The sequence below is a fragment of the Pseudomonas sp. SJZ131 genome (assembly GCF_007828705.1).
Classification (GTDB): Bacteria; Pseudomonadota; Gammaproteobacteria; order Pseudomonadales; family Pseudomonadaceae; genus Aquipseudomonas; species Aquipseudomonas prosekii.
Window position 1 is genome coordinate 14,473 of sequence record NZ_VIVC01000001.1, and the last position, 24,860, is coordinate 39,332.

Annotated in this window: 2 protein-coding genes (1 of these 2 running past the window's edge); both read left to right on the forward strand. The window is 63.6% G+C overall.

Going from position 1 to position 24,860, the window contains the following annotated elements; all coding sequences use genetic code 11:
• Complete coding sequence (locus FBY12_RS00080) at nucleotides 1–12,354, forward strand: non-ribosomal peptide synthetase (protein WP_145249896.1); 12,354 nt, start codon at nucleotides 1–3, stop codon at nucleotides 12,352–12,354.
• A protein-coding gene (locus FBY12_RS00085; RefSeq protein WP_145249899.1) for a non-ribosomal peptide synthase/polyketide synthase crosses the window boundary here: on the forward strand, nucleotides 12,354–24,860 show its 5' portion. 1,068 nt of this gene lie beyond the right edge of the window; only the first 12,507 of its 13,575 coding nucleotides appear in the window; the start codon lies at nucleotides 12,354–12,356; its stop codon lies off the right edge, out of view. The genes FBY12_RS00080 and FBY12_RS00085 overlap by 1 nt, the downstream gene beginning before the upstream one ends.

Genomic DNA, 24,860 nt, shown 5'->3' on the forward strand with positions numbered 1-24,860 from the left:
ATGAATGCTGAAGACTCCTTGAAACTTGCTCGCCGGTTTATCGGGTTGCCCCTTGAAAAGCGCCAGATGTTCCTAGCGGCCTTGCAAAAGGAAGGCGTGGATTTCGCCCGTTTCCCGATCCCGCAAGGGGTCGAGGCGCAGGACCGCCAAGCGCTGTCCTATGCCCAGCAACGCATGTGGTTTCTCTGGCAACTGGACGCGCAAAGTGGCGCCTACAACTTGCCCGGCGCGGTACGCCTTACCGGTCGGTTGAACCTGACTGCGCTGGATCAGGCGTTTGCCAGCCTGGTCGCGCGTCACGAAACCTTGCGCACCGTATTCCAGCGCCAGCCCGATGACAGCCTGCAACAAGTGCCGAGCACCGCGCCGCTGCGCATCGAGCACCTCGACCTGCGCGCCTTGCCGGCCGCCGAGCGTGAACTGGCGGTGTCGCAAGCGGCCGAGCAACAGTCGTTGCAGCCGTTCGATCTGGCCGTCGGTCCGCTGCTGCGAGTCAAGTTGCTGCAACTCGCCGAGGACGAACACGTGTTGCTGCTGACCCTGCACCACATCGTTTCCGATGGTTGGTCGATGAACGTGCTGATCGACGAGTTCATCCGTTGCTACGACGCCCATGATGCCGGCGCGCAACCGCAACTGGCGGCACTGCCGATCCAGTACAGCGACTACGCGCTGTGGCAACGCCGCTGGCTGGAAGCCGGGGAGCAGGCGCGGCAACTGCAATACTGGCAGGCGCAATTGGGCGATGAGCATCCGGTGCTGGAGTTGCCGCTCGATCACCCGCGTCCGGCGATGCCGAGTTATCGCGGCACCCGCCATGAATTTGCCGTCGATGAGCAACTGGCCGAACAACTGCGCGCCACCGCGCAGAAGCACAACATCACTTTGTTCATGCTGCTGCTCGGCGCCTTCAACGCGCTGTTGCACCGCTACACCGGGCAGACCGACATCCGCGTCGGCGTGCCCATCGCCAACCGTAATCGCGGTGAAACCGAAGGCTTGATCGGCTTCTTCGTCAACACCCAAGTGCTGCGCACCCAACTGGACGGCCAGACCCGCGTCAGTGAACTGTTCAGCCGCATCAAGGAAACCGCGCTCGGCGCCCAGGCGCATCAGGATTTGCCGTTCGAGCGTCTGGTCGAAGCGCTGAAACTGGAACGCAGCCTCAGCCATACGCCGCTGTTCCAGGTGATGTACAACCACCAGCCGCAAGTCGCCGACATCAGCACGGTGACCACGGCCTCGGGCCTGGAATTGGGCATGATCGACTGGCAGGGTCGTACGACGCAGTTCGACCTGACACTGGATACCTGGGAAAAGGCCGGCAAACTGCACGCGGCGCTGACCTACGCCAACGACCTGTTCGACGCTGCAACCATCGCGCGCATGGCCCGGCACTGGACGCGCCTGTTGCAGGCGATGGTCGCCGATGCCACCCAGCGTGTCGGCGAATTGCCGCTGCTGGACGCGGCCGAGCAGCAGACGCTGGTCCACGACTGGAACGCCACGGCGCAGGCCTATCCAACCGACCAATGCCTGCATCGGTTGATCGAAGCTCAGGCAACGCGCAGCCCCGAAGCGACGGCGCTGGTATTCGGCGAGCAAACGTTGAGCTACGCGCAACTGGACGCCAGGGCCAATCAACTGGCGCAGCTGTTGCGCGAGCACGGCGTCGGCCCGGATGTGCTGGTGGGGATTGCCGTTGAGCGCTCGATCGAAATGGTCGTCGGCCTGCTGGCGATTCTCAAGGCCGGTGGCGCCTATGTACCGCTGGACCCGGAATATCCACAGGAACGCCTGGCCTACATGATCGAAGACAGCGCGATTGCGCTGTTGCTGACCCAGACTTCGCTGTTGCAGCGCTTGCCGACGGCTGGCGTGACGGTCATCACCCTTGATCAGCCGGCCGATTGGCTGGATCGCTACAGCGCCGAGCGCCTGCCGCTGGCGCTGCACAGCCAGAACCTGGCGTATGTGATTTACACCTCCGGCTCCACCGGCAAACCCAAAGGTGCCGGCAACAGCCACGCGGCGCTGGTCAACCGTTTGTGCTGGATGCAGCAAGCCTATGGCCTGGATGACAGCGACGCGGTGTTGCAGAAAACCCCGTTCAGTTTCGACGTGTCGGTGTGGGAGTTTTTCTGGCCGCTGATGACCGGCGCCCGCCTGGTGGTGGCGGCGCCGGGTGAGCACCGCGAGCCGGCGCGCTTGATCGAAACCATCGATCGCCACCGTATCAGCACGTTGCACTTCGTGCCGTCGATGCTCCAGGCCTTCATCCATGAGCCGGGCGTGCAAGCCTGCACCAGCCTCAAGCGGATCGTCTGCAGCGGTGAAGCACTGCCGCTGGATGCGCAATTGCAAGTGTTCGCCAAACTGCCGAACGCTGGTTTGTATAACTTGTACGGCCCGACCGAAGCCGCCATCGACGTTACTCACTGGACCTGCGTCGATGAAGGCGCCGACAGCGTGCCGATCGGCCAGCCGATTGCCAACCTGCGCACCCACGTGCTGGATGCCCAATTGTCGCCGGTGCCGGCGGGTGTCGCCGGTGAGTTGTACCTCGGTGGCGCCGGTCTGGCGCGCAGTTACCATCGTCGTCCGGCGCTGACCGCCGAGCGTTTTGTGCCGTGCCCGTTCCATGACGGTGCGCGCCTGTACCGCACCGGCGACCGCGTGCGCCAACGCGCCGACGGGGTTATCGAATACCTCGGGCGTCTCGATCATCAAGTCAAACTGCGCGGTTTGCGTATCGAGTTGGGCGAGATCGAAACCCGTCTGATGCAGCACCCGCTGGTGCGTGAAGCGGTGGTGCTGGTGCAGGGCGGCAAACATCTGGTCGGCTATCTGGTGCTCGACGACACTGAACCGGATGCACAATGGCCGCAAACGCTGAAAGCCTGGCTGCTCGGCAGTCTGCCGGAATACATGGTGCCGACGCACCTGATGCCGCTGGTCAAACTGCCGGTGACGGCCAACGGCAAACTTGATCGCAAGGCCTTGCCCGAGCCGGAAGCGGCGGTGCAGCAAGCCTTTGTCGAACCGCAAGACGCGCTGCAAAAAGCCCTCGCGGCGATTTGGCAGGACGTGCTCGGTGTCGAGCGTATTGGCCTGGAGGACAACTTCTTCGAATTGGGCGGCGACTCGATCATTTCGATCCAGGTCGTCAGCCGTGCGCGTCAGGCCGGCATCCGCCTCAGCCCGCGCGACTTGTTCCAGTATCAAACCGTGCGCAGCCTGGCGCTGGTGGCGACGGTCGCTGAGCAGAGCAACATCGATCAAGGCCCGGCCAGCGGCAACGTGCTGCTGACGCCGGTGCAGGAATATTTCTTTGCGCAACCGATGAGCGAGCGCGGCCACTGGAACCAGTCGTTGCTGCTGGCACCACGCGAACCGCTGCAAGCCGAGTGGCTGGAAACCGCGTTGACGCGTTTGTGCAATCACCACGACGCGCTGCGCCTGCGTTTCGTCGAAGGCGCGCAAGGCTGGCAGCAACACTATGCCGGCGCAGTAAGCGAGTGCGCACTTTGGCAGCGACAGGCCGACAGCGAGGCCGCGCTGCTCGCGTTGTGCAACGAAGCCCAGCGCAGCCTCGATCTGACTGACGGTCCGCTGCTGCGAGCGATGCTGGTGACCCTGGCGGATGGCGCGCAACGCTTGTTGCTGGTGATCCATCACCTGGCCGTCGATGGCGTGTCGTGGCGGCTGCTGCTCGAAGATCTGCAGCAGGCTTACACGCAGCTGCAAAGTGGCGGCGCGATTGTCCTGCCGAGCAAGACCAGCGCCTATCAGGCCTGGGCCGAACGCTTGCAGCTGCACGCGCCAGCGCTCAACGAAGAAATGGCTTATTGGCAGCAGCAAACCAGCGAACAGCAACTGCCGCGTGATCGCGCCGACGGTCGTCTCGACAACCGCTTCGGCGAGAAAATCGAGTGGCGCCTGGACCGCGAACTGACCCGCCAACTGCTGCAAAGCGCACCAGCGGCATACCGCACGCAAGTCAACGACTTGCTGTTGACGGCGCTGGCGCGGGTGCTCTGCCAGTGGAGCGCTCAACCGGCGGCGCTGATTCAACTCGAAGGTCATGGTCGCGAAGATCTGTTTGATGAGCTTGACCTGACCCGCACCGTGGGCTGGTTCACCAGCCTGTTCCCGGTGCGCCTGCAACCGGCGGCGACGCTGGCGGATTCGATCAAGACGGTCAAGGAACAACTGCGCGCCGTACCGGGCAAAGGCCTGGGTTACGGCGTGTTGCGCCACCTCGGCGAACCGGCGCAGCGCGAGCAACTCGCGGCACTGCCGCCGCCACGGATCACCTTCAATTACCTCGGGCAGTTTGATCGTCAGTTCGACCAAACGTCACTGTTTGTGCCGTCCACCGAGGGCAGCGGCCAGGCTCAGGACCCAAGTGCGCCACTGGCTAACTGGTTGACCCTGGAAGGCCAGGTCTTTGGCGGCGAACTGGCAATGAGCTGGGATTTCAGCCACGAGATGTTTGACCGGGCGACGGTGCAGCAACTGGCCGATAGCTTCGGCGCCGAGCTGCGCGAGTTGATCGAACACTGCAGCACGCTGCCAGCGCCACACGCCACGCCGTCGGACTTCCCGTTGGCACGCATCAGCCAGGCGCAAATCGATGCGCTGCCGGTGAATGTCGGGCTGCTCGACGACCTTTACCCGCTGTCGCCGATGCAACAGGGTTTGCTGTTCCACACGCTGTACGAGCAAGCGGCGGGCGAGTACATCAACCAGTTGCGCGTCGATGTGCAAGGGCTGGATCCCGAGCGTTTCCGCGCAGCGTGGCAGTCCACCGTCGATGCCCAAGACATCCTGCGCAGCGGTTTTGTCTGGCAGGGCGAGCTCGAACAACCACTGCAGATCGTGCATAAACAGGTGCAATTGCCGTTTACCACGCTGGACTGGTGCAGCCGTGACGATCAGCTCGCCGCCCTCGATAACCTGGCCGATGCCGAACGCCAACAAGGTTTTGACCTGACCCAGGCGCCGTTGCTGCGCCTGGTGCTGGTGCAGACCGCTGCCGATCGCTGGCACCTGATTTACACCCATCACCACATTTTGATGGATGGCTGGAGCAACTCGCAGTTGCTTGGCGAAGTCTTGCAGCGCTATCGCGGGCGCGCGCCAGCGGCTGCGGCCGGGCGCTATCGCGATTACATCGGTTGGCTGCAACGTCAGGATGCGCAGCTGAGCGAGAACTTCTGGGCCGAGCAACTGGCGCCCCTGCAAGAGCCGACGCGGCTGGCGCGCGTGGTCAGCGACGAGCAAAGCCAAAGCGGTCATGGCGATCATTATCAGACGTTGCCGGCCAGCCAGACGCAAGCGCTCGAAGCGTTTGCCCGGCAGCAGAAAGTCACCCTCAACACGTTGGTGCAAGCCGCTTGGCTGCTGTTGTTGCAGCGTTACACCGGTCACCAGACGGTCGCGTTCGGCGCGACGGTGGCGGGGCGTCCGGCGGATTTGCCGGGCATCGAGCAGCAAGTCGGGCTGTTCATCAACACCTTGCCGGTAATCGGCACGCCACGTCCGGACCAGAGCGTGGCGGCCTGGCTGCAAACGGTGCAGGCGCAAAACCTCAGCCTGCGCGAGTTCGAACACACGCCATTGGCAGATATTCAGCGTTGGGCCGGGCAGGGCGGCGAGGCCTTGTTCGACAACATTCTGGTGTTCGAGAACTACCCGATTGCCGAGGCGCTGCAACAAGGCGCGGAGCAAGGCGTGGTGTTCGGTGAAGTCACCAGCCTCGAACAGACGCACTTCCCGCTGAGCGTCGCCGTGACCCTCGGCCAGACTCTGGCGCTGCATTACAGCTTCGACCGCGCGCATTTCTGCGCGGCGGTGATCGAACGCATCAGCGCGCAGTTGCTGCAATTGCTCGAACAATTTGCCGAGTCGGCGCAACGCAACCTCGGCGAAATTGCCTTGGCGAGTGCGCAGGAATTGGCCGTGCAACTGGCCAACAACCACCCGCAGCCGTATCCGCTGGACCTCACGGTACACCAGCGCATCAGCCAATGGGCGGCCGAGGCGCCGGAGCGCACTGCGGTGATTTTTGCCGGGGAGCATTTCAGCTATGGCGAGATCGACCGCCGCGCCAATCAGCTGGCTCACGCACTGATCGCCCGTGGCGTCGGCGCCGAAACCCGGGTCGGCGTGGCGTTGCCGCGCAGCGAAGGGGTGATCGTCGCGCTGCTGGCCGTGCTCAAGGCCGGTGGCGCCTATGTGCCGCTGGACACCAGCTACCCGCGTGAACGCTTGGCGTATCTGATGCAGGACTCGGGGCTGGCGCTGTTGCTGAGCGATTCGCGCGTGTCGGCGCAACTGCCGCTGGACGGCGCGACCCCGGTGCTGGAACTTGACCGCCTCGACCTCAGTGGCCAACCCGATACCGCGCCGACCGTGGCGCTTGATCCGCACAACCTCGCTTACGTGATTTACACCTCCGGTTCGACCGGTAACCCGAAAGGCGTCAGCGTCGCCCACGGCCCATTGGCGATGCATTGCCAGGCGATTGGCGAGCGTTACGAAATGCGCGCCAGCGACTGCGAATTCCACTTCATGTCGTTTGCTTTCGACGGCGCCCACGAGCGCTGGCTGACCAGCCTGACTCACGGCGCCTCGCTGTTGATTCGCGATGACAGCCTGTGGACCCCGGAACAGACTTACAACGCCATGCGCGAGCACGGCGTCACCGTGGTCGCATTCCCGCCGGTGTACCTGCAGCAACTGGCCGAGCACGCCGAGCGCGAAGGCAACCCGCCGAAAGTGCGGATCTATTGCTTCGGTGGCGACGCCGTGCCGGCCGCCAGTTTCGAGCGGGTCAAGCGCGCCCTCGACCCGGATTACATCATCAACGGTTACGGCCCGACCGAAACCGTGGTCACGCCGCTGATCTGGAAGGCCGGTCGCGCCGAACCGTGTGGCGCCGCGTACGCGCCAATCGGCAGCCGCATCGGCGACCGCAGCGCCTATGTGCTCGACGCCGACCTCAACCTGTTGCCGCAAGGCATGGCGGGCGAGTTGTACCTCGGCGGCACGGGCCTGGCCCGCGGTTACCTGAACCGTCCGGGGCTGACCGCAGAACGCTTTGTGGCCGACCCGTTCAGCAACGTCGGTGGCCTGCTGTACCGCACCGGCGACCTGGTGCGCCAGCGCGCCGATGGCACTTTCGATTATCTGGATCGCATCGATAACCAAGTGAAAATCCGTGGTTTCCGTATCGAACTCGGCGAGATCGAAGCGCGCCTGCAAGCGCTGGATGGCGTGCGCGAAGCGGTGGTGGTTGCCCAGGAAGGCACCGCCGGCAGCGGCAAACGTCTGGTCGCCTATGTGGTCAGCGATGCGCAAAATGTCGCGCGCGCCGATTTTGCCGAGAGCCTGCGCGAGCAACTGAAAAGCGCCTTGCCGGCGCACATGGTGCCGGCCTATTTGCTGCTGCTCGAACGCCTGCCGCTGACCCCCAACGGCAAACTCGACCGCAAGAACTTGCCGAAACCCGACGTCAGTCAGTTGCAGCAAGCCTACGTCGCGCCACAAAGTGCGCTGGAGCAGCAACTGGCGACGATTTGGCAGGACGTGCTGAAACTTGATCGGGTCGGCTTGAGCGATAACTTCTTCGAGCTCGGCGGCGATTCGATCATCTCGATCCAAGTGGTCAGCCGCGCGCGTCAGGCCGGCATCCGTTTTACCCCCAAAGACTTGTTCCAGCACCAGACCATTCAGGCCTTGGCCAGCGTTGCGCGACGAGGCGAGCAAGCGCTGCTGATCGATCAAGGCCCGGTGACCGGCGAACTGCCGCTGCTGCCGGTGCAGCAGGTGTTCTTCGGGCAAAACATCCCTGAGCGCCAGCACTGGAATCAGGCGGTCATGCTCAAACCGACGCAACCTCTCGACGCTGCTGTGCTGGAACGTGCAGTAGGCGCGCTGGTGGCGCATCACGATGGGTTGCGTCTGAGTTTCGTCGAGCAGGCCGAGGGCTGGCAGGCGCACTACCGCGCAGTCGAGCCACACGGCGACGCATTGGTCTGGGCGGTGGATGTCGCCGACGCGACCGGGCTGGAAGTCGTGGCCAATGAAGCGCAACGCAGCCTCAACCTGCAAGACGGGCCGCTGGTGCGTGCGGTGTTGGCGAACCTCGACGATGGCAGCCAGCGGTTGCTGCTGGCGATCCACCATTTGGTGGTCGACGGCGTGTCGTGGCGGATCCTGTTTGACGACCTGCAAAGCGCTTATCGGCAGCTGCTCGCCGATCAGCCGCTGCAATTGCCGGGCAAAACCAGCGCGGCAAAAGTCTGGGCCGAACACCTGCAAACCTATGCGCGCAGTGCGCCGTTGCAACAGGAATTGGCCTACTGGCAACAACAGTTGCAAGGCGCCGAGGTCGCGTTGCCGGCGGACCACGCCGAGGGCGGGCAGCAGAATCGCCACGCGCTGACCGTGCGCACGCGTTTGAACAAAGACCTGACCCGGCAACTGCTGCAAGACGCTCCGGCGGCGTATCGCACCCAAGTCAACGATCTGCTGCTGACTGCATTGGCTCGCGTCATGGTGCGCTGGACCGGCGCCGAGAGCACGTTGATCCAGCTCGAAGGGCATGGTCGCGAAGAACTGTTCGACGGCGTGGACCTGACCCGCACCGTCGGTTGGTTCACTAGCGTCTACCCGGCGAAACTGACGCCGCTGGCCGACCTCGGCGGTTCGCTGAAACAGATCAAGGAACAACTGCGCGCGATCCCCAACAAAGGCATCGGCTTTGGTGCGCTGGCGCATCTGGGTGACGCCGCCGCGCGCCAGGCCCTGGGGCAATTGCCGGTGCCGCGCCTGACCTTCAACTACCTCGGCCAGTTCGACGGCAGTTTCACCGAGAGCGACGGCGCATTGTTCGTGCCGTCCAGCGAAGCGCCCGGTGATGAACTGCACGCCGAGGCGCCACTGGCCAACCATCTGGCGCTCAACGGTCAGGTGTATGGCGGTGAATTGAACCTGGGCTGGACCTTCAGTCGCGAGATGTTCAACGAGGCAACCATTCAACAGTTGGCCGACGATTACGCGCAGGAACTGCAAGCGCTGATCAGCCATTGCTGCGAGGCCGGGCAACACGGCGTGACGCCTTCGGACTTCCCGTTGGCACGCTTGAGCCAGGCGCAACTGGACCACTTGCCGCTGGCGCCGCAGTTGATCGAAGACGTCTATCCACTGTCGCCAATGCAGCAAGGCATGCTGTTCCACGCGGTGTACGAAGAAGCCACCGGCGACTACATCAATCAGATGCGTCTGGACGTCGAAGGGCTCGACCCCGAGCGCTTCCATCAGGCCTGGCAAGCGGCGGTGGATGCCCACGACATTCTGCGCACGCGCTTCGTCTGGCAGGGTGAACTGGACGCGCCGGTGCAGGTGGTCAGCAAACACGCGCAGATGCCGTACAGCTTGCATGACCTGCGCGCCGAGCCGCAGCAGCAACAGGCGTTGCAAACCCTCGCGGACATCGAACGCCAGCGTCTCGATTTGCACGCGTCGACCTTGCTGCGTCTGGTGCTGGTGCGCATCGATAACAACCGTCATCACCTGATCTACACCAACCATCACATCCTCATGGACGGCTGGAGCAACTCGCAATTGCTCGGCGAAGTGCTGCAGCGTTACAGCGGCCAGTTTCAGGCTGCGCATGGCGGACGCTATCGCGATTACATCGACTGGCTGCAACGTCAGGACGCCGCCGCCAGCGAAGCCTTCTGGCTGCCGGCGCTGCGCAGCCTTGAGCAACCGACGCGTCTGGCGCAAGCCATGGCCCGCCCGGCGGACGCCGACGAGCAAGGTTATGCGGATCACTTTCAGGTGCTGGATGCCGAGCAAACCTTGCGATTGAGCGAGTTCGCCCGCGCCTCGAAAGTCACGGTCAACACGCTGGTGCAAGCCGCATGGCTGCTGTTGCTGCAACGCTACACCGGCAAATACACCGTGGCGTTCGGCGCGACTGTCGCCGGGCGGCCGGCCGACTTGCCGGGTGTCGAGCAACAGATCGGTTTGTTCATCAACACTTTGCCGGTGATCGCCACGCCGCGTGCGCAGCAGCCGCTGGGCAGTTGGTTGCAAGCGGTGCAGGCGCAGAACCTGGCACTGCGCGAGTTCGAACACACGGCACTGTTCGACATCCAGCGCTGGGCCGGGCAGGGCGGTGAAGCCTTGTTCGACAGCATCATGGTGTTCGAGAACTACCCGATTTCCCAGGCGCTGGAACAGGGCGCGCCGGACGGGTTGCGCTTCGGCGCGGTGGCCAACCATGAACAGACCAACTATCCGCTGACCGTGCTGGTGAGCCTGGACCGTCAATTGACGGTGCACATGAGCTATCAGCGCGGCAGTTTTGCCCAGGCGACCATCGAGCAACTGGCGGCGCATCTGCAGCATCTGCTGAGCCAGATGACCGCCACCGAGCGTTGCCTGGATGAACTGCAATTGCTCAATGCAAACGAGCAGCAGCAAGTGCTGCTGGCGTGGAATCCGCCGGGCCAGGGTTTCGCCCAGGACCTTTGCGTGCACCAGCTGATCGAGCAGCAAGTGGCGGCGCAACCGCACGCATTGGCGGTGACCTTCGCCTCACAACAATTGACCTACGCCGAACTCGACGCGCGGGCCAATCGCCTGGCGCACAAGTTGATCGAGCTGGGGGTCGGCCCGGAGGTGCGGGTCGGCGTCGCCATGCAGCGTTCCGCCAGTTTGTTGGTCGCGCTGCTCGCGGTGCTCAAGGCCGGTGGTGCCTACGTGCCGCTGGACCCGCAATACCCGGCGGAGCGCGTTGCCTACATGCTCGAAGACAGCGCCGCGCGGGTGCTGCTCAGCGAGCAGGCCGTCGCCGCGACGCTTACCGTCGGCGCCGACACGCAGCTGCTGTTGATCGATCAGCTCGACTCGCAACTGGCGGCGTATCCGCACACCGCACCGGTTACCGGCGTCACTGCGGACAACCTCGCGTACGTGATCTACACCTCCGGTTCCACCGGCAAACCGAAAGGCGTGGCGATCGCCCATCGCAACGTGCTGGCGCTGATCGACTGGTCGCAGACGGTCTACAGCCGCGACGACATCCAAGGCGTGCTGGCCTCGACCTCGGTGTGCTTCGACCTGTCGGTGTGGGAGCTGTTCGTCACGTTGGCCAACGGCGGCTCGCTGATCATCGCCCACAATGCGCTGGAACTGCCGCAATTGCCGGCGCGCGATCAAGTGCGCCTGATCAACACCGTGCCTTCGGCAATCAATGCGCTGCACAGTGCCGGGCAGATTCCCGACAGCGTGCGCATCATCAACCTCGCCGGCGAGCCGCTCAAGCAATCGCTGGTGGATGCGCTCTACGAGCAGGCGAGCATCGAGCAGGTTTTCGACCTGTACGGCCCATCCGAAGACACCACCTATTCGACCTGGACCCGGCGCGAGGCGGGCGGCACAGCGAACATCGGCCGAGCGCTGCAACACACCGCCAGTTACCTGCTCGATGGCGACCTGCAACCGGTGCCGATTGGCGTCAGCGCCGAACTGTACCTGGGGGGCGCCGGCATCACGCGCGGTTATCTGGCACGGCCGGACATGACTGCCGAGAAGTTTGTGCCGAACCCGTTCGCCAGCAACGGCGAGCGTCTGTATCGCACTGGCGACCTGTGCCGTTATCGGGCCGACGGCGTGCTCGAATATCGCGGGCGCATCGACCACCAAGTGAAGATTCGCGGTTTCCGCATCGAGCTGAGTGAAATCGAAGCGCGCCTGCTGCAACAGGACGCGGTCAGCGAAGTCGCGGTCCTCGCATTGCATGCACAGGGCGCTCAGCAACTGGTGGCCTACGTGGTCGCCACGCAACTGGCGCTGGACGATGCCGAGGCGCAACGCGGTTTGCGCGAGGCACTCAAGGCGCGCCTCAAGCAAAGCCTGCCGGAGTACATGGTGCCGGCCCACGTGTTGTTTATCGCGCAACTGCCGCTGACGCCCAACGGCAAACTCGACCGCAAGGCGCTGCCAGCGCCGGATGCCAGCCAGTTGCAAGGTGGTTATGTCGCCCCGGTCAGCGAACTTGAGCAGCAGGTCGCGGCGATCTGGGAGCAAGTGCTGGACCTGGAGCGCGTCGGTTTGCATGACCACTTTTTCGAGCTCGGTGGGCACTCGCTGCTGGCGGTCAATGTGGTGTCACGGCTGCAACTCGAACTGGGGCTGAAACTGACCCCGCAACTGCTGTTCCAGAACCCTGTACTGACAGATTTCGTCAGCCGTCTGGCCACCGCCGGTGAGCAGATCGATACGTTGAAACTGAGCAAGCTGGACGCCCTGCTTGACGAAATGGAGGAAGTTTGATGGATACCAATGTCGCTTTGAAGATCGCTCGGCGCTTCATTACTTTGCCGCTCGACAAGCGCAGGGTGTATCTGCAAAAGATGCTCGAAGAAGGCGTTTCGCCAGCCAACCTGCCGATCCCCGAAACGCAGTCGCAGTTCGATCCGGTGCCGCTGTCCTTTGCTCAGGAACGCCAGTGGTTTCTCTGGCAGATGGACCCCGACAGCGCCGCTTACAACATTCCCAGCGCCATGCAGTTGCACGGCGAGCTTGACGTCACGGCGCTGGAGCGCGGCTTCAATGCGTTGATCGAGCGTCATCAAAGCTTGCGCACCACGTTCCAGCAACAGGACGAGCGCGCGGTGCAGGTGATTCATCCGCACATGCCGCTGGCGATCGGCGTGCACGAGCTCGACCGCAGCAGCACCGCGCTGTCGCAGGCGGCGCAAGTCGATGCGTTTGTCGCCGCGCAGGGCGCGCAAGCTTTCGATCTGATCAACGGGCCGCTGCTGCGTGTGAGCCTGCTGCGCCTCGGCGCGCAGGATCATGTGTTGACGTTGACCCAGCACCACATCGCTTCGGATGGCTGGTCGATGCGGGTGATGATCGAGGAGTTGCTGCACCTCTATGGCGCTTACCGTCAGGGCCAGACTCCGGCACTGCCGGCGCTGTCGATCCAGTACGCCGACTACGGCATCTGGCAGCGGCACTGGATGGAGGCCGGCGAGCGCGAACGTCAGTTGGGTTACTGGCAAACTCAGTTGGGCAACGATCATCCGGTGCTTGAGTTGCCCGCCGATCATCCGCGCCCGGCCGTGCAAAGCCTGCGCGGGGCGCGGGTCGAACTGGCCTTGCCAACGTCGCTGGCCGACCAGCTGCGCGCCGTGGCCAAAGCTCAGGACGTGACGCTGTTCATGCTGTTGCTGGCGTCGTTCCAGACCTTGTTGCACCGTTACAGCGGTCAGGCCGACATTCGCGTCGGCGTGCCGACAGCCAACCGCAATCGCGTTGAAACCGAGCGGTTGGTCGGCTTCTTCGTCAACACTCAGGTGTTGCGTACCGAGTTCGACGCACAAGCGAGTTTCAGCACGCTGCTGTCGCAGGTAAAAACCACCGCGATGGCCGCTCAAGCGCATCAGGACTTGCCGTTCGAGCAATTGGTCGAGGCGTTGCAGCCGCAACGCAGCCTCAGCTACAGCCCGTTGTTCCAGGTCATGTACAACCACCAGAGCAGCGGCACCACGCGCAATGCCCCGGCTGCCGATCCATCGGCGCTGAGCATTCGCCACTTGCATCAACCGTCGCGCACCGCGCAGTTCGACCTGACCCTGGAAACCTTCGACGGCGCCGAAGGCCTGGGCGCGCAGTTGACCTACGCCACCGACCTGTTCGATCAGGGCACCATCGAGCGGCTGGCGCGGCACTGGCAAAACCTGCTGGTGAGCATCGTCGCCGACCCGCAACAACGTATCGGCGAACTGGCCTTGCTCGACGCCAGCGAGCAACAGCAAGTGCTGGTCGACTGGAACCGCAGTGCCGCCGACTACCCGACCGAGCTTTGCATTCACCAGTTGATCGAAGCTCAGGCGCTGCGTACGCCAGACGCCACTGCGCTGGTGTTCGACGGGCAGGCGCTGGATTACGCGCAGCTCAACCGTTCGGCGAATCAGTTGGCCCATCGTCTGATCGAGCTCGGTGTCGGTCCTGATCGACTGGTCGGCATCGCGATTGATCGCAGCCTCGACATGCTGGTCGGGCTGCTGGCGATTCTCAAGGCCGGTGGCGCTTACGTGCCGCTGGACCCGCAATATCCGCAAGAGCGCCTCGCGCACATGATCGAGGACAGCGGCCTGCAATTGCTGCTGACGCAGACGCATCTGCTCGAGCAATTGCCGATTCCGCACGAGGTGCAGACGCTGTTGCTTGACCCGCTGGGCGAGTACGCGCGCGGCTACAGCGAGACAAATCCGCACGTCGCGATTGATGGCGAAAACCTCGCCTATGCGATTTACACCTCCGGCTCCACCGGCAAACCCAAAGGCGTGATGGTGCGCCATCAGGCGCTGGTCAATTTTGTCGTCAGCATGGTTCGCGAACCGGGGCTGGTGGCCGCCGACCGCATGCTCTCGCTGACCACGTTCTCGTTCGATATTTTCGGTCTGGAAATCTACGGCCCGTTGCTCTGCGGTGCGCGCGTGGTGCTGGTCGACAAGCAGACGGCCCAGGACCCGCAAGCGCTGTTGAGCATGATCGAACAGCAGCAGGTCACGGTGGTGCAGGCAACGCCGTCGACCTGGCGCATGTTGCTCGACCACGAGCAGGCGTCGATCCTGCGCGGTTGCAAATTTTTCTGCGGCGGTGAAGCGCTGGCCGATGATCTGGCGCAGCGCATGCTTGGCCTCGCGGGGCAGGTGTGGAACCTCTATGGCCCAACCGAAACCACCATTTGGTCAGCGGCCTGGCAATTGACCGAGCAACAGCGCCAGCCGTACCTCGGCAAGCCGATTGCCAACACCACGCTGTACATCCTTGGCGATGAACTGGCGCCGAACCCGGCCGGTTGCATCGGCGAACTGCTGATCGGCGGTGACGGCCTCGCCCGTGGTTATCACGCGCGTGCGGCGATGACCGCCGAGCGTTTTCTACCGGACCCGTTCGGCAACGGCACGCGCCTGTACCGCACCGGCGACCTCGCGCGCCATCGCCACGACGGCGTGCTCGAATACATGGGCCGCATCGACCATCAAGTAAAGATTCGCGGCTTCCGGATCGAACTCGGCGAAATCGAAGCGCGTCTGCTCGAACACTCCAGCGTTCGCGAAGTGGCGGTGCTGGCGCAGGAAGCCTTGGGCAGCCAGCAACTGGTGGCCTACGTGGTCGCCCCGCCACTGGACCTCGCTGACGCAGACGCGCAACAGCGCCTGCGCGATGAACTGCGAGCCGCGCTGAGCGCGTGCCTGCCGGAATTCATGGTGCCGGCGCACTGGCTGTTTCTCCAGCGCCTGCCGCTGACACCGAACGGCAAGCTCAATCGCAAGGCCTTGCCGGCCGTCGATGTCAGCCAATTGCAGACGCGTTATGTGGCTCCGCACAGTGCGCGCGAGCAGCAAGTCGCGGCCATCTGGCAAGACGTGCTCAAGCTTGAGCGCGTCGGTTTGACCGACAACTTCTTCGAACTCGGCGGCCATTCGCTGCTGGTCACCCAAGTGGTGTCGCGCGTGCGTCGCTTGCTGGATATTCAGGTGCCGCTGCGCAGCCTGTTCGAACACAGCGTGCTGGAGGATTTCGTCCGCGCGCTGGACGTCGGGCAGAGCCAGCAGCCACCGGTCATCAACCGGGTTTCGCGCGAGCAACCGCTGGCACTGTCGTTTGCCCAGGAGCGCCAATGGTTCCTGTGGAAACTCGACCCGCACAGCGCCGCCTATAACATTCCGACCGCCCTGCGCCTGCGCGGCGCACTCGACAAAACCGCGCTGCAGCGCAGTTTCGACGCATTGGTCGAGCGCCACGAAAGCCTGCGTACGACGTTCATCGAGAACGACGGCAAAACCTCGCAAGTGATCCAGGCGCAAGGGCGTATCAGCTTCACCGAGCAACGCCTGGTGGGCGCCGACGAAGCGCGGATCAAAGCCTTTGTCGAGAACGAAACCCAACGTCCGTTCGATCTGCTCGACGGCGCTTTAGTGCGTTGTGTGCTGCTTAACGTCGGCGGGCAAGTCGGCGAGCAAGTTGGCGAGCAAAGAGCGGCGCAGGATCATGTGTTGGTGCTGACGATGCATCACATCGTGTCTGACGCGTGGTCGTTGCAAGTGATGGTCGAAGATTTGCTCGCGCTGTATTCGGCGATCAGTCAGCAGCAAGCGGCTAATCTGCCGGCATTGCCGGTGCAGTACGCCGACTATGCCGTGTGGCAGCGTGAATGGATGGCGGCCGGCGAGCGCGACCGTCAATTGAGTTACTGGACCGCGCAACTTGGCAGCGAACAACCGCTGCTGGAGTTGCCCACCGATCATCCGCGTCCGGCGCAGCAGAGCTTCCGTGGTGCGCGCCTGCCAGTGGCGATTGACGCCGCGCTGAGCGCCGAACTGAAAGCCTTGGCCCGGCGCGAAAACGTCACGCTGTTCATGCTGCTGCTGGGCTCGTTCCAGATGCTCCTGCATCGCTACAGCGGCCAGGCCGACATCCGCGTCGGCGTGCCGATTGCCAACCGCAATCGCCTGGAAACCGAGCGTCTGATCGGCTTCTTCGTCAACACCCAAGTGTTGCGTGCCGAATTCGACGAAACGCTGAGCGCGGCGCAATTGCTGCAACGGGTCAAGCAAACGGCGATGGCGGCGCAGATGAATCAGGACCTGCCGTTCGAGCAATTGGTCGACGCCTTGCAAGTGCAGCGCAACCTCAGCCACAGCCCGTTGTTCCAAGCCATGTTCAACCACCGCAGTGAAGCCGAATCGACGCTGGCGGCGGCATTGCCCGGCCTCGAACTGGAACACCTCAGCTGGGAACACCGCAACGCGCAGTTCGACTTGAGCCTCGACACCAGCGACAACCCGCAGGGCCTGCACGCCGCGTTGACCTTCGCCACGGATTTGTTCGCCCCGGCGAGCATCGAGCGCATGGGCCGGCACTGGGTGAACCTGCTGCGCGCGCTGGTGGCAGACGTCAATCGCCCGGTGGCGCAACTGGCGCTGCTGGATCAGCACGAACGCCAACACATCATCCACGACTGGAACGCCACGGCGGCCGACTACCCGTTGCAGCGCCCGGTCCATAAGCTGATCGAGGAGCAGGTCGGGAAAACCCCGGATGCTTGCGCGCTGGTGTTCGCCGAGCAGCGCTTGAGCTACGCCGAACTCAACGCGCGGGCCAACCAGTTGGCGCATCTGTTGATCGAGCAGGGCGTCGGCCCCGACGTTTTGGTCGGCATCGCGGTCGAGCGCTCGGTGGAAATGGTCATTGGCCTGCTGGCGATTCTCAAGGCCGGTGGTGCCTACGTGCCGCTGGACCCGGAATACCCGTCGGAGCGCCTCGCCTACATGTTTGAAGACAGCGGCATCGAGCTGCTGTTGACGCAAAACCGTCTGCTCGGGCAGTTGCCGATTCCGCCGGGCATTCGCAGCCTGGTGCTGGATCAGCACGACGACTGGCTGGCCGCGCGCAGTGACGCTAACCCACAGCCGTCATTGCACGGCGAAAACCTCGCCTACGTGATCTACACCTCCGGTTCCACCGGCAAACCGAAAGGCGCGGCCAACCGCCATTCGGCGCTGGTCAACCGGCTGTGCTGGATGCAGCAGGCGTATCAGCTCGATGGCGCGGACAAGGTTCTGCAAAAGACCCCGTTCAGTTTCGACGTGTCGGTCTGGGAATTTTTCTGGCCGCTGCTGACCGGCGCGACCTTGGTGGTCGCGGCGCCAGGTGCGCATCGCGATCCGGCGCAACTGATCGAACTGATCAGCGCGCAACAGATCACCACGCTGCATTTCGTGCCGTCGATGTTGCAGGTGTTCGTCCAGGACCCGGCCGTCACCGCGTGCACCAGCCTGACCCGCATCGTTTGCAGTGGCGAAGCGCTGCAAGTCGATGCCCAGCAACAGGTGTTCGCCAAGTTGCCGAACGCCGGGCTGTACAACCTGTACGGGCCGACCGAAGCAGCCATCGACGTGACCCACTGGACGTGCGTGGATGAAGGGCATGACGTGGTGCCGATCGGCCAGCCGATTGCCAACGTCGGCACCTACATTCTCGACGCCGAGCTGGCGCCGCTGCCGGTCGGGGTGACCGGTGAGCTGTACCTCGGCGGCGAAGGCCTGGCCCGTGGTTACCATCGTCGCGCGTCGTTGACCGCCGAGCGTTTTGTCACCAGTCCGTTCGGCAGCGGCCAGCGCCTGTACCGCACCGGCGACCTGGCCCGCTATCGCGCCGACGGCGTCATCGAATACGCCGGGCGCATCGACCATCAGGTGAAAATTCGTGGTTTGCGCATTGAGCTGGGCGAGATTGAAGCAAGGCTGGCCGAGCACGACGAAGTCCGCGAAACCGTGGTCATCGCCCAGGACGGCACGCTGCTGGTGGCTTACGTGGTGCCGCAACGCGCGGCCCTGCTGAGCGCCGACGAGGCAACTCGTCACGCCGTGCAGCAGCAATTGAAAGCGCACCTGAGCCAGAGCCTGCCGGAATACATGGTGCCGCAGCACTGGTTGTGGCTGGAAAAAATGCCAGTCAGCCCCAACGGCAAACTCGAGCGCAAGGCCTTGCCGAAGGCTGATACCAGCGTCAGCAGCCACGCTTACAGCGCCCCAAGCAACGCCACCGAGCAGGCCTTGGTGGAGATCTGGCAAAGCGTGCTCGGGCGCACGCCGGTGGGGGTCAGCGACAACTTTTTCGAGTTGGGCGGTGATTCGATCATCTCGATTCAAGTGGTCAGCCGCGCGCGTCAGGCCGGGATTCATTTCAGCCCCAAAGACCTGTTCCTGCACCAGACCGTGCAAAGCCTCGCTGCGGTGGCGACGCTCGGCGAAGATGCGTTGAGCATCGATCAAGGCCCGGTGACCGGTGACACGCCGCTGTTGCCATTCCAGCAATTGTTCTTCGAACGCGACCTCGCCGAGGCGCATCACTGGAACCAGTCGGTGCTGCTCAAAGCCGCCGAGCCATTGCACGCCGGGCATCTGGAGCAGGCCTTGCTGGCGCTGGTCACGCATCATGACGCGTTGCGCCTGACGTTCACGCGGCAGGGCGATGTCTGGGTCGCCAACCATCGTTCGCTGGCCGAACAACAGCGTCAGCCATCGTTGTTGTGGCAGGCCGACGTGGCGGATGACGCCGCACTGCAAGCGCTCGCCGAGCAAGCGCAGCGCAGCCTCGACCTGTCCCAAGGCCCGCTGATGCGCGCGGTGCTGGCGAACCTCGCCGATGGCCGCCAGCGCTTGTTGCTGGTGATCCATCACTTGGTGGTGGACGGCGTTTCGTGGCGCATTCTGCTCGAAGACCTGCAACAGGCTTACGCGCAATTGCACGCCGGCCAAGCGCTGAAACTGCCGGCCAAGACCAGCGCCACCCAGGCGTGGGCGCGACGCTTGCAGGCACACGCCGAGAGTGCGCCGATGCAGGCTCAGTTAGCCTTCTGGACCACGCAATTGCAGGGCGCGCGACAAGATCTGCCGTGCGACCGCCCGCACGGCGAACTGCACAATCGGCATGCGCAACAGGTGCACACCCGACTCGACAAGGAACAGACGCGCAAGCTGCTGCAAGAAGCGCCGGCGGCCTATCGCACGCAGATCAATGACCTGTTGTTGACCGCGCTGGCGCGGGTGATCGGCGACTGGACCGGCGATAGCTCGACGCTGATTCAGCTCGAGGGCCATGGCCGCGAGGCGTTGTTCGACGAGATCGATCTGAGCCGCAGTGTCGGCTGGTTCACCAGCCTGTTCCCGGTGCGCCTGACGGCTGCAACCGAGCCAGGTGCATCAATCAAAGCGATCAAGGAGCAACTGCGCGCGATCCCCGACAAAGGCCTCGGTTTCGGCGCGTTGCGCTACCTCGGCAACGACGCCAGCCGCCAGGCTCTGAAAGAGCTGCCGGTGCCGCGCATCACCTTCAACTACCTCGGCCAGTTTGACGCCGCGTTCGGCGAAGAATCCGCCGCGTTGTTCACCCCGGCCAGCGAAGCCTCCGGCACTCAGCAGAGCCCGCTGGCCCCGCTGGATAACTGGTTGACCCTGAACGGCCGGGTGTTTGCCGGGGAATTGAACATCGGCTGGACGTTCAGCGGGCAGATGTTCGACGAGGCGACCATCGAGCGCCTGGCCCAGGCCTACGCCCGCGAACTCGAGCGTTTGATCGAGCACTGCTGCCAATCTGCGCATCAGGGCCTGACCCCGTCCGACTTCCCGTTGGCCGGCCTGAGCCAAGTGCAACTCGACGGTCTGGGGTTGAATCCGAGCCAGGTCGAAGACCTTTATCCGCTGTCACCGATGCAGCAGGGCATGTTGTTCCACACCCTCTACGAACAACAGGGTGGCGACTACATCAATCAACTGTGCGTGGACGTCGATGGGCTGCAGGTCGAGCGCTTCCAGCAAGCCTGGCAAGCGGCGATGGACGCGCATGATGTGCTGCGCAGCAGTTTCCGCTGGGACGGTGAATTGCAGCGTCCGCTGCAAGTGATCCACAAAACCTTGCGCGTGCCGTTCAGCGTGCTCGACTGGCGCTCGCGCAGCGATCTGCCACAAGCGCTGAGCGCGTTGGCGAACGCCCAGCGCGAGCAGGGTTTTGATCTGCAGGCCGCGCCGTTACTGCGTCTGGTGCTGGTGCAGGTCAGCGCCGAGCGCTATCACCTGATCTACACCAGCCATCACATCCTGATGGACGGCTGGAGCAATTCGCAGTTGCTCGGCGATGTGCTGCAACGCTACAACGGCAACGCGCCGACACTTGGCGGCGGGCGCTATCGCGACTACATCGAGTGGCTGTCGCGCCAGGATGCGCAGGTCAGCGAAGCGTTCTGGAAGGGCCAACTGGCCCATTTCGACGAGCCGACGTTCCTCGCCAAGTCCCTGCTGTGCAGCGCCAAGGATCAGCTCGGCCAAGGCGAGCATTTCCTCAACCTCGACGCCGCGCGCACCGCCCGTCTCAATCAGTTTTCAAGAGCGCAAAAAGTCACCGCCAATACCTTGGTGCAAGCCGCCTGGCTGCTGTTGTTGCAGCGCTGCACCGGGCAGGACACGGTGAGTTTTGGTGCCACGGTGTCCGGGCGTCCGGCGCAACTGAATGGCGTCGAGCAGCAGATCGGTCTGTTCATCAACACCTTGCCGGTGATCGCCAGCCCGCGTGCCGAGCAGCCGTTGCACCAGTGGTTGCAGCAAGTGCAGGCGCAGAACCTGTTGCTGCGCGAGCAGGAACATACGCCGCTGTTCGACATTCAGCGCTGGGCCGGGCAGGGCGGGGAAGCGCTGTTCGACAATATTCTGGTGTTCGAAAACTACCCGATTGCCGAAGCCTTGCAGCAGGGCGCAGCGCATGACCTGCGCTTCGGCGAAGTGACGAATGTCGAACAGACCAACTACCCACTGACGCTGTCGGTGATGCTCGGCGAGCAACTGTCGCTGCAGTTCAGTTACAACCGTCAGCAGTTCGATGGCGCGGTGATTGCGCAACTGGCGACGTGCCTCGACCAGCTGTTGCTGCAAATGGTCGAGGCCGGCGCCGAGCGTTGTCTCGGTGAGTTGACCCTGGTGCCGGTGGCGCTGCGCAACGTGCTGGCGCAACCGGATGACGAGCATTGCGTGCAGCAGTTGTTCGAACAACAGGTGCAAAAGACCCCGGATGCGCTGGCGCTGATCTACAACGAGCAGCGTTTGAGCTACGCCGAACTCAACGGCCAGGCCAATCAATTGGCGCGGCTGCTGGTGCAGCACGGCGTCGGCCCGGATGTGCTGGTCGGAATCGCCGTCGAGCGTTCGCCGCAAATGATCGTCAGCCTGTTGGCGGTACTCAAGGCCGGTGGCGCGTACGTGCCGCTGGACCCGGAATACCCGGCCGAGCGCCTCGGGGCAATGATCGAGGACAGCGGGCTGCGTGTGTTGCTGACCCTAAGCCATCTGCAAGCCGCGCTGCCGACCACGCAAAACGTCACGCTGCTCAGCCTCGATCAACTGACGTTGCCGCAGCAGGACGACAATCTGCCGGTGCGTTGCAGTGCGCAGAACCTCGCCTACGTGATGTTCACTTCCGGCTCAACCGGCCGCCCGAAAGGCGTGGCGATCAATCACTCGGCGCTGTCCCGGCATACCCAGGTGACTGTGGGTTTCCATGAATTGAGCGCTGCGGATCGCGGATTGCAGTTCGCCACGTTCAACTTCGATGCCTTCGTCGAACAGCTTTACCCGCCGCTGATCTGCGGCGCCTCGGTGGTGCTGCGCGGTCCGGAAATCTGGGACAGCGAAACCTGGCATCGCGAAGTGCTCGACAAACAGATCACCATCAGCGACCTGACCACGGCTTACTGGAACATGCTGGTCAAGGACTTCGCCGCCAGCGCGCCGCGCGACTACGGCCGGTTGCGGCTGGTCAGCGTCGGCGGTGAAGCGATGCCGCCGGAAGGCGTCGCGACCTGGGCCAAGGCTGGCCTCGGGCACGTGCGCCTGCTCAATACCTACGGCCCGACCGAAGCGGCGGTGAGCGCCACGGAACTCGATTGCACTGACTACGCACTCGGCCAGCGGCCGTTGCCGGCGACCATGCCGATCGGCTATGCGTTGCAGGGGCGCGGTTTGCACGTGCTGGACATGCATGGCCAACCAGCGCCGGTCGGTGTAGTCGGTGAACTGGTGATTGGCGGTGATTTGCTGGCGCGCGGCTATTTCAATCGTGCAGACCTGACCGCCGAACGCTTCATTCCCGATCCGTTCGACCCGCTCGGCGGTGGTCGTCTGTACCGCACCGGTGACCTGGCGCGGTATCGCCCCGACGGCTTGATCGACTACGCCGGACGGCTTGACCACCAAGTGAAGATTCGCGGTTTCCGCATCGAACTCGGTGAAATCGAAACTCATCTGCTACAGGCGCCGTCGGTGCGCCAGGCGTTGGTGGTGGCGCAACCGGCGGCCATCGGTCAGCAACTGATCGCCTACGTGGCGTTCGATGACCCGGCATTGGCCCGTGGTGATGCGGCGGCGCAGGCGCTGCTGCGTGAAGATCTCAAGGCCCGTTTGCGCGCCAGCCTGCCGGATTACATGGTGCCGGCGCATGTGCTGCTGCTGGAAACCCTGCCGCTGAGCCCCAACGGCAAGATCGACCGCAAGGCGTTGCCGCGGGTCGATGCGACGGCGGCGTCCGGCGACTTTGTCGCTCCGGTTGGCGCGCTGGAACAGCAGATCGCCACGGTCTGGCAAGAGGTCCTGGAACTGCAGCAGGTCGGGCGCAACGACCACTTCTTTGAGCTCGGCGGACATTCGTTGCTGGCGACCCAGGCAGTTTCGCGTCTGCGCAAACTCAGCGATTGCCCGCTGAACCTGCGTGACCTGTTCGGCCACCCGCGCCTGCAAGATCTCGCGGCGTACATGCATGAGCAACGGTTATTGGAGCAAGGCTCGCCTGACAGCGATGCGCCGCTGCTCAAAGCGCCGCTGCTCAAGGCGCATGGCAGTAAAACCAGCGCGCCGCTGTCGCTGGTGCAGCGCCGCTTGTGGATCGCCGAGCAACTGTCCGGCGGCACGTCGGCGTATGGCATGCCGATGGCGTTGCGCTTACGTGGTGAGCTGTCGGTCGAGCGACTGATCAGCAGCTTCGCTGAAGTCGTGCGTCGTCACGAAGTGTTGCGCACCGCGTACACCCAGGACGATGAAGGTGATCCGATTGCGCTGATTGCCGAACATGTCGAACTGGATTTCCCGGTGATCGACTTGTCCGCTCTGTCACGCAGCGCGCAGGAAGAATTGGTCGCGCAAGCGGCGCTGGAAAACGCCCGCACGCCGATTGATATGGAGCACGCGCCGCTGTTGCGCGGGCGGATCCTGCACCTGGGGCCGACCGAGCACGTGATGCTTTATGCGATGCACCACATCATTTCCGATGGTTGGTCGATGGGCTTGCTGGTCAACGAACTGGTGCAGATTTACGACCGCAGCAAAGTCGCTGATTCGACGCCGTTGCCGCCGCTCGACGTGCAGTATTCCGACTTTGCGTTGTGGCAGCAGGCCCTCGAACAGGAAGGTGTGCTGGCGCGTCAGGCGGATTACTGGAAGACCCGGCTGGCCGGTTACAACGGTCAGTTGTCGCTGCCAACGGACAACCCGCGCGGGCCGACGCCTTCTTATGAGGGCGATGCCGTGCAATTCCGCCTGAGCCCGGGCCTGAGCACCGCGTTGCGCCAGTTGTCGATGCAGCGCGGCGTGACCTTGTACAGCACGCTGCTGGCGTCGTTCCAGGTGTTGTTGCACCAAGTCAGTGGCGGCGCCGATGTGCTGGTCGGCGCTGACGTCGCCGGGCGTGAGCAAGCGGAACTGGAGCGCCTGATCGGCTTCTTCGTCAACGTACTGCCGCTGCGTTCGCGGTTCGATGCTGAAATGCCGTTCGCCAGGTTCCTCGGCCAGACCCAGGAAACCCTGCTCAGCGCGCTTGAGCATCAGGACCTGCCATTCGACATGATCGTCGAGGCGTCGGGCGTTCCGCGCCACAAAGGCATGAACCCGCTGGTGCAGGTGTTGTTCGTGATGAACAACCTGCCGGGAAGCACTCACGCCATGGGCGGTTTGAGCGTCGAAGCGCTGCCGGCGCTGGAGACCCATTCTAAATTCGACATGGCGTTGTTCGTTGACGATGAAGAAGGGCAATTGCTGGGTAATTGGCAATTCGCCACAACCTTGTTCGGACACGAGCGCATTCAGCACCTGGTGCAGGCCTGGATAGCCCTGTTGGAACAGATCGTCGCTGATCAGGACATTCAATTGGGAGCTATCAGCATGCCAGTCGACAATTTAGCGGTGGCCGCCAAGCCAGCCGCGCCCGCACCTCAGGCCCCA

What these genes read in the sequence shown, in the direction of transcription:
- FBY12_RS00080 (WP_145249896.1), top strand. Translation starts at nt 1, where the DNA reads ATGAATGCTGAAGACTCCTTGAAACTTGCTCGCCGGTTTATCGGGTTG.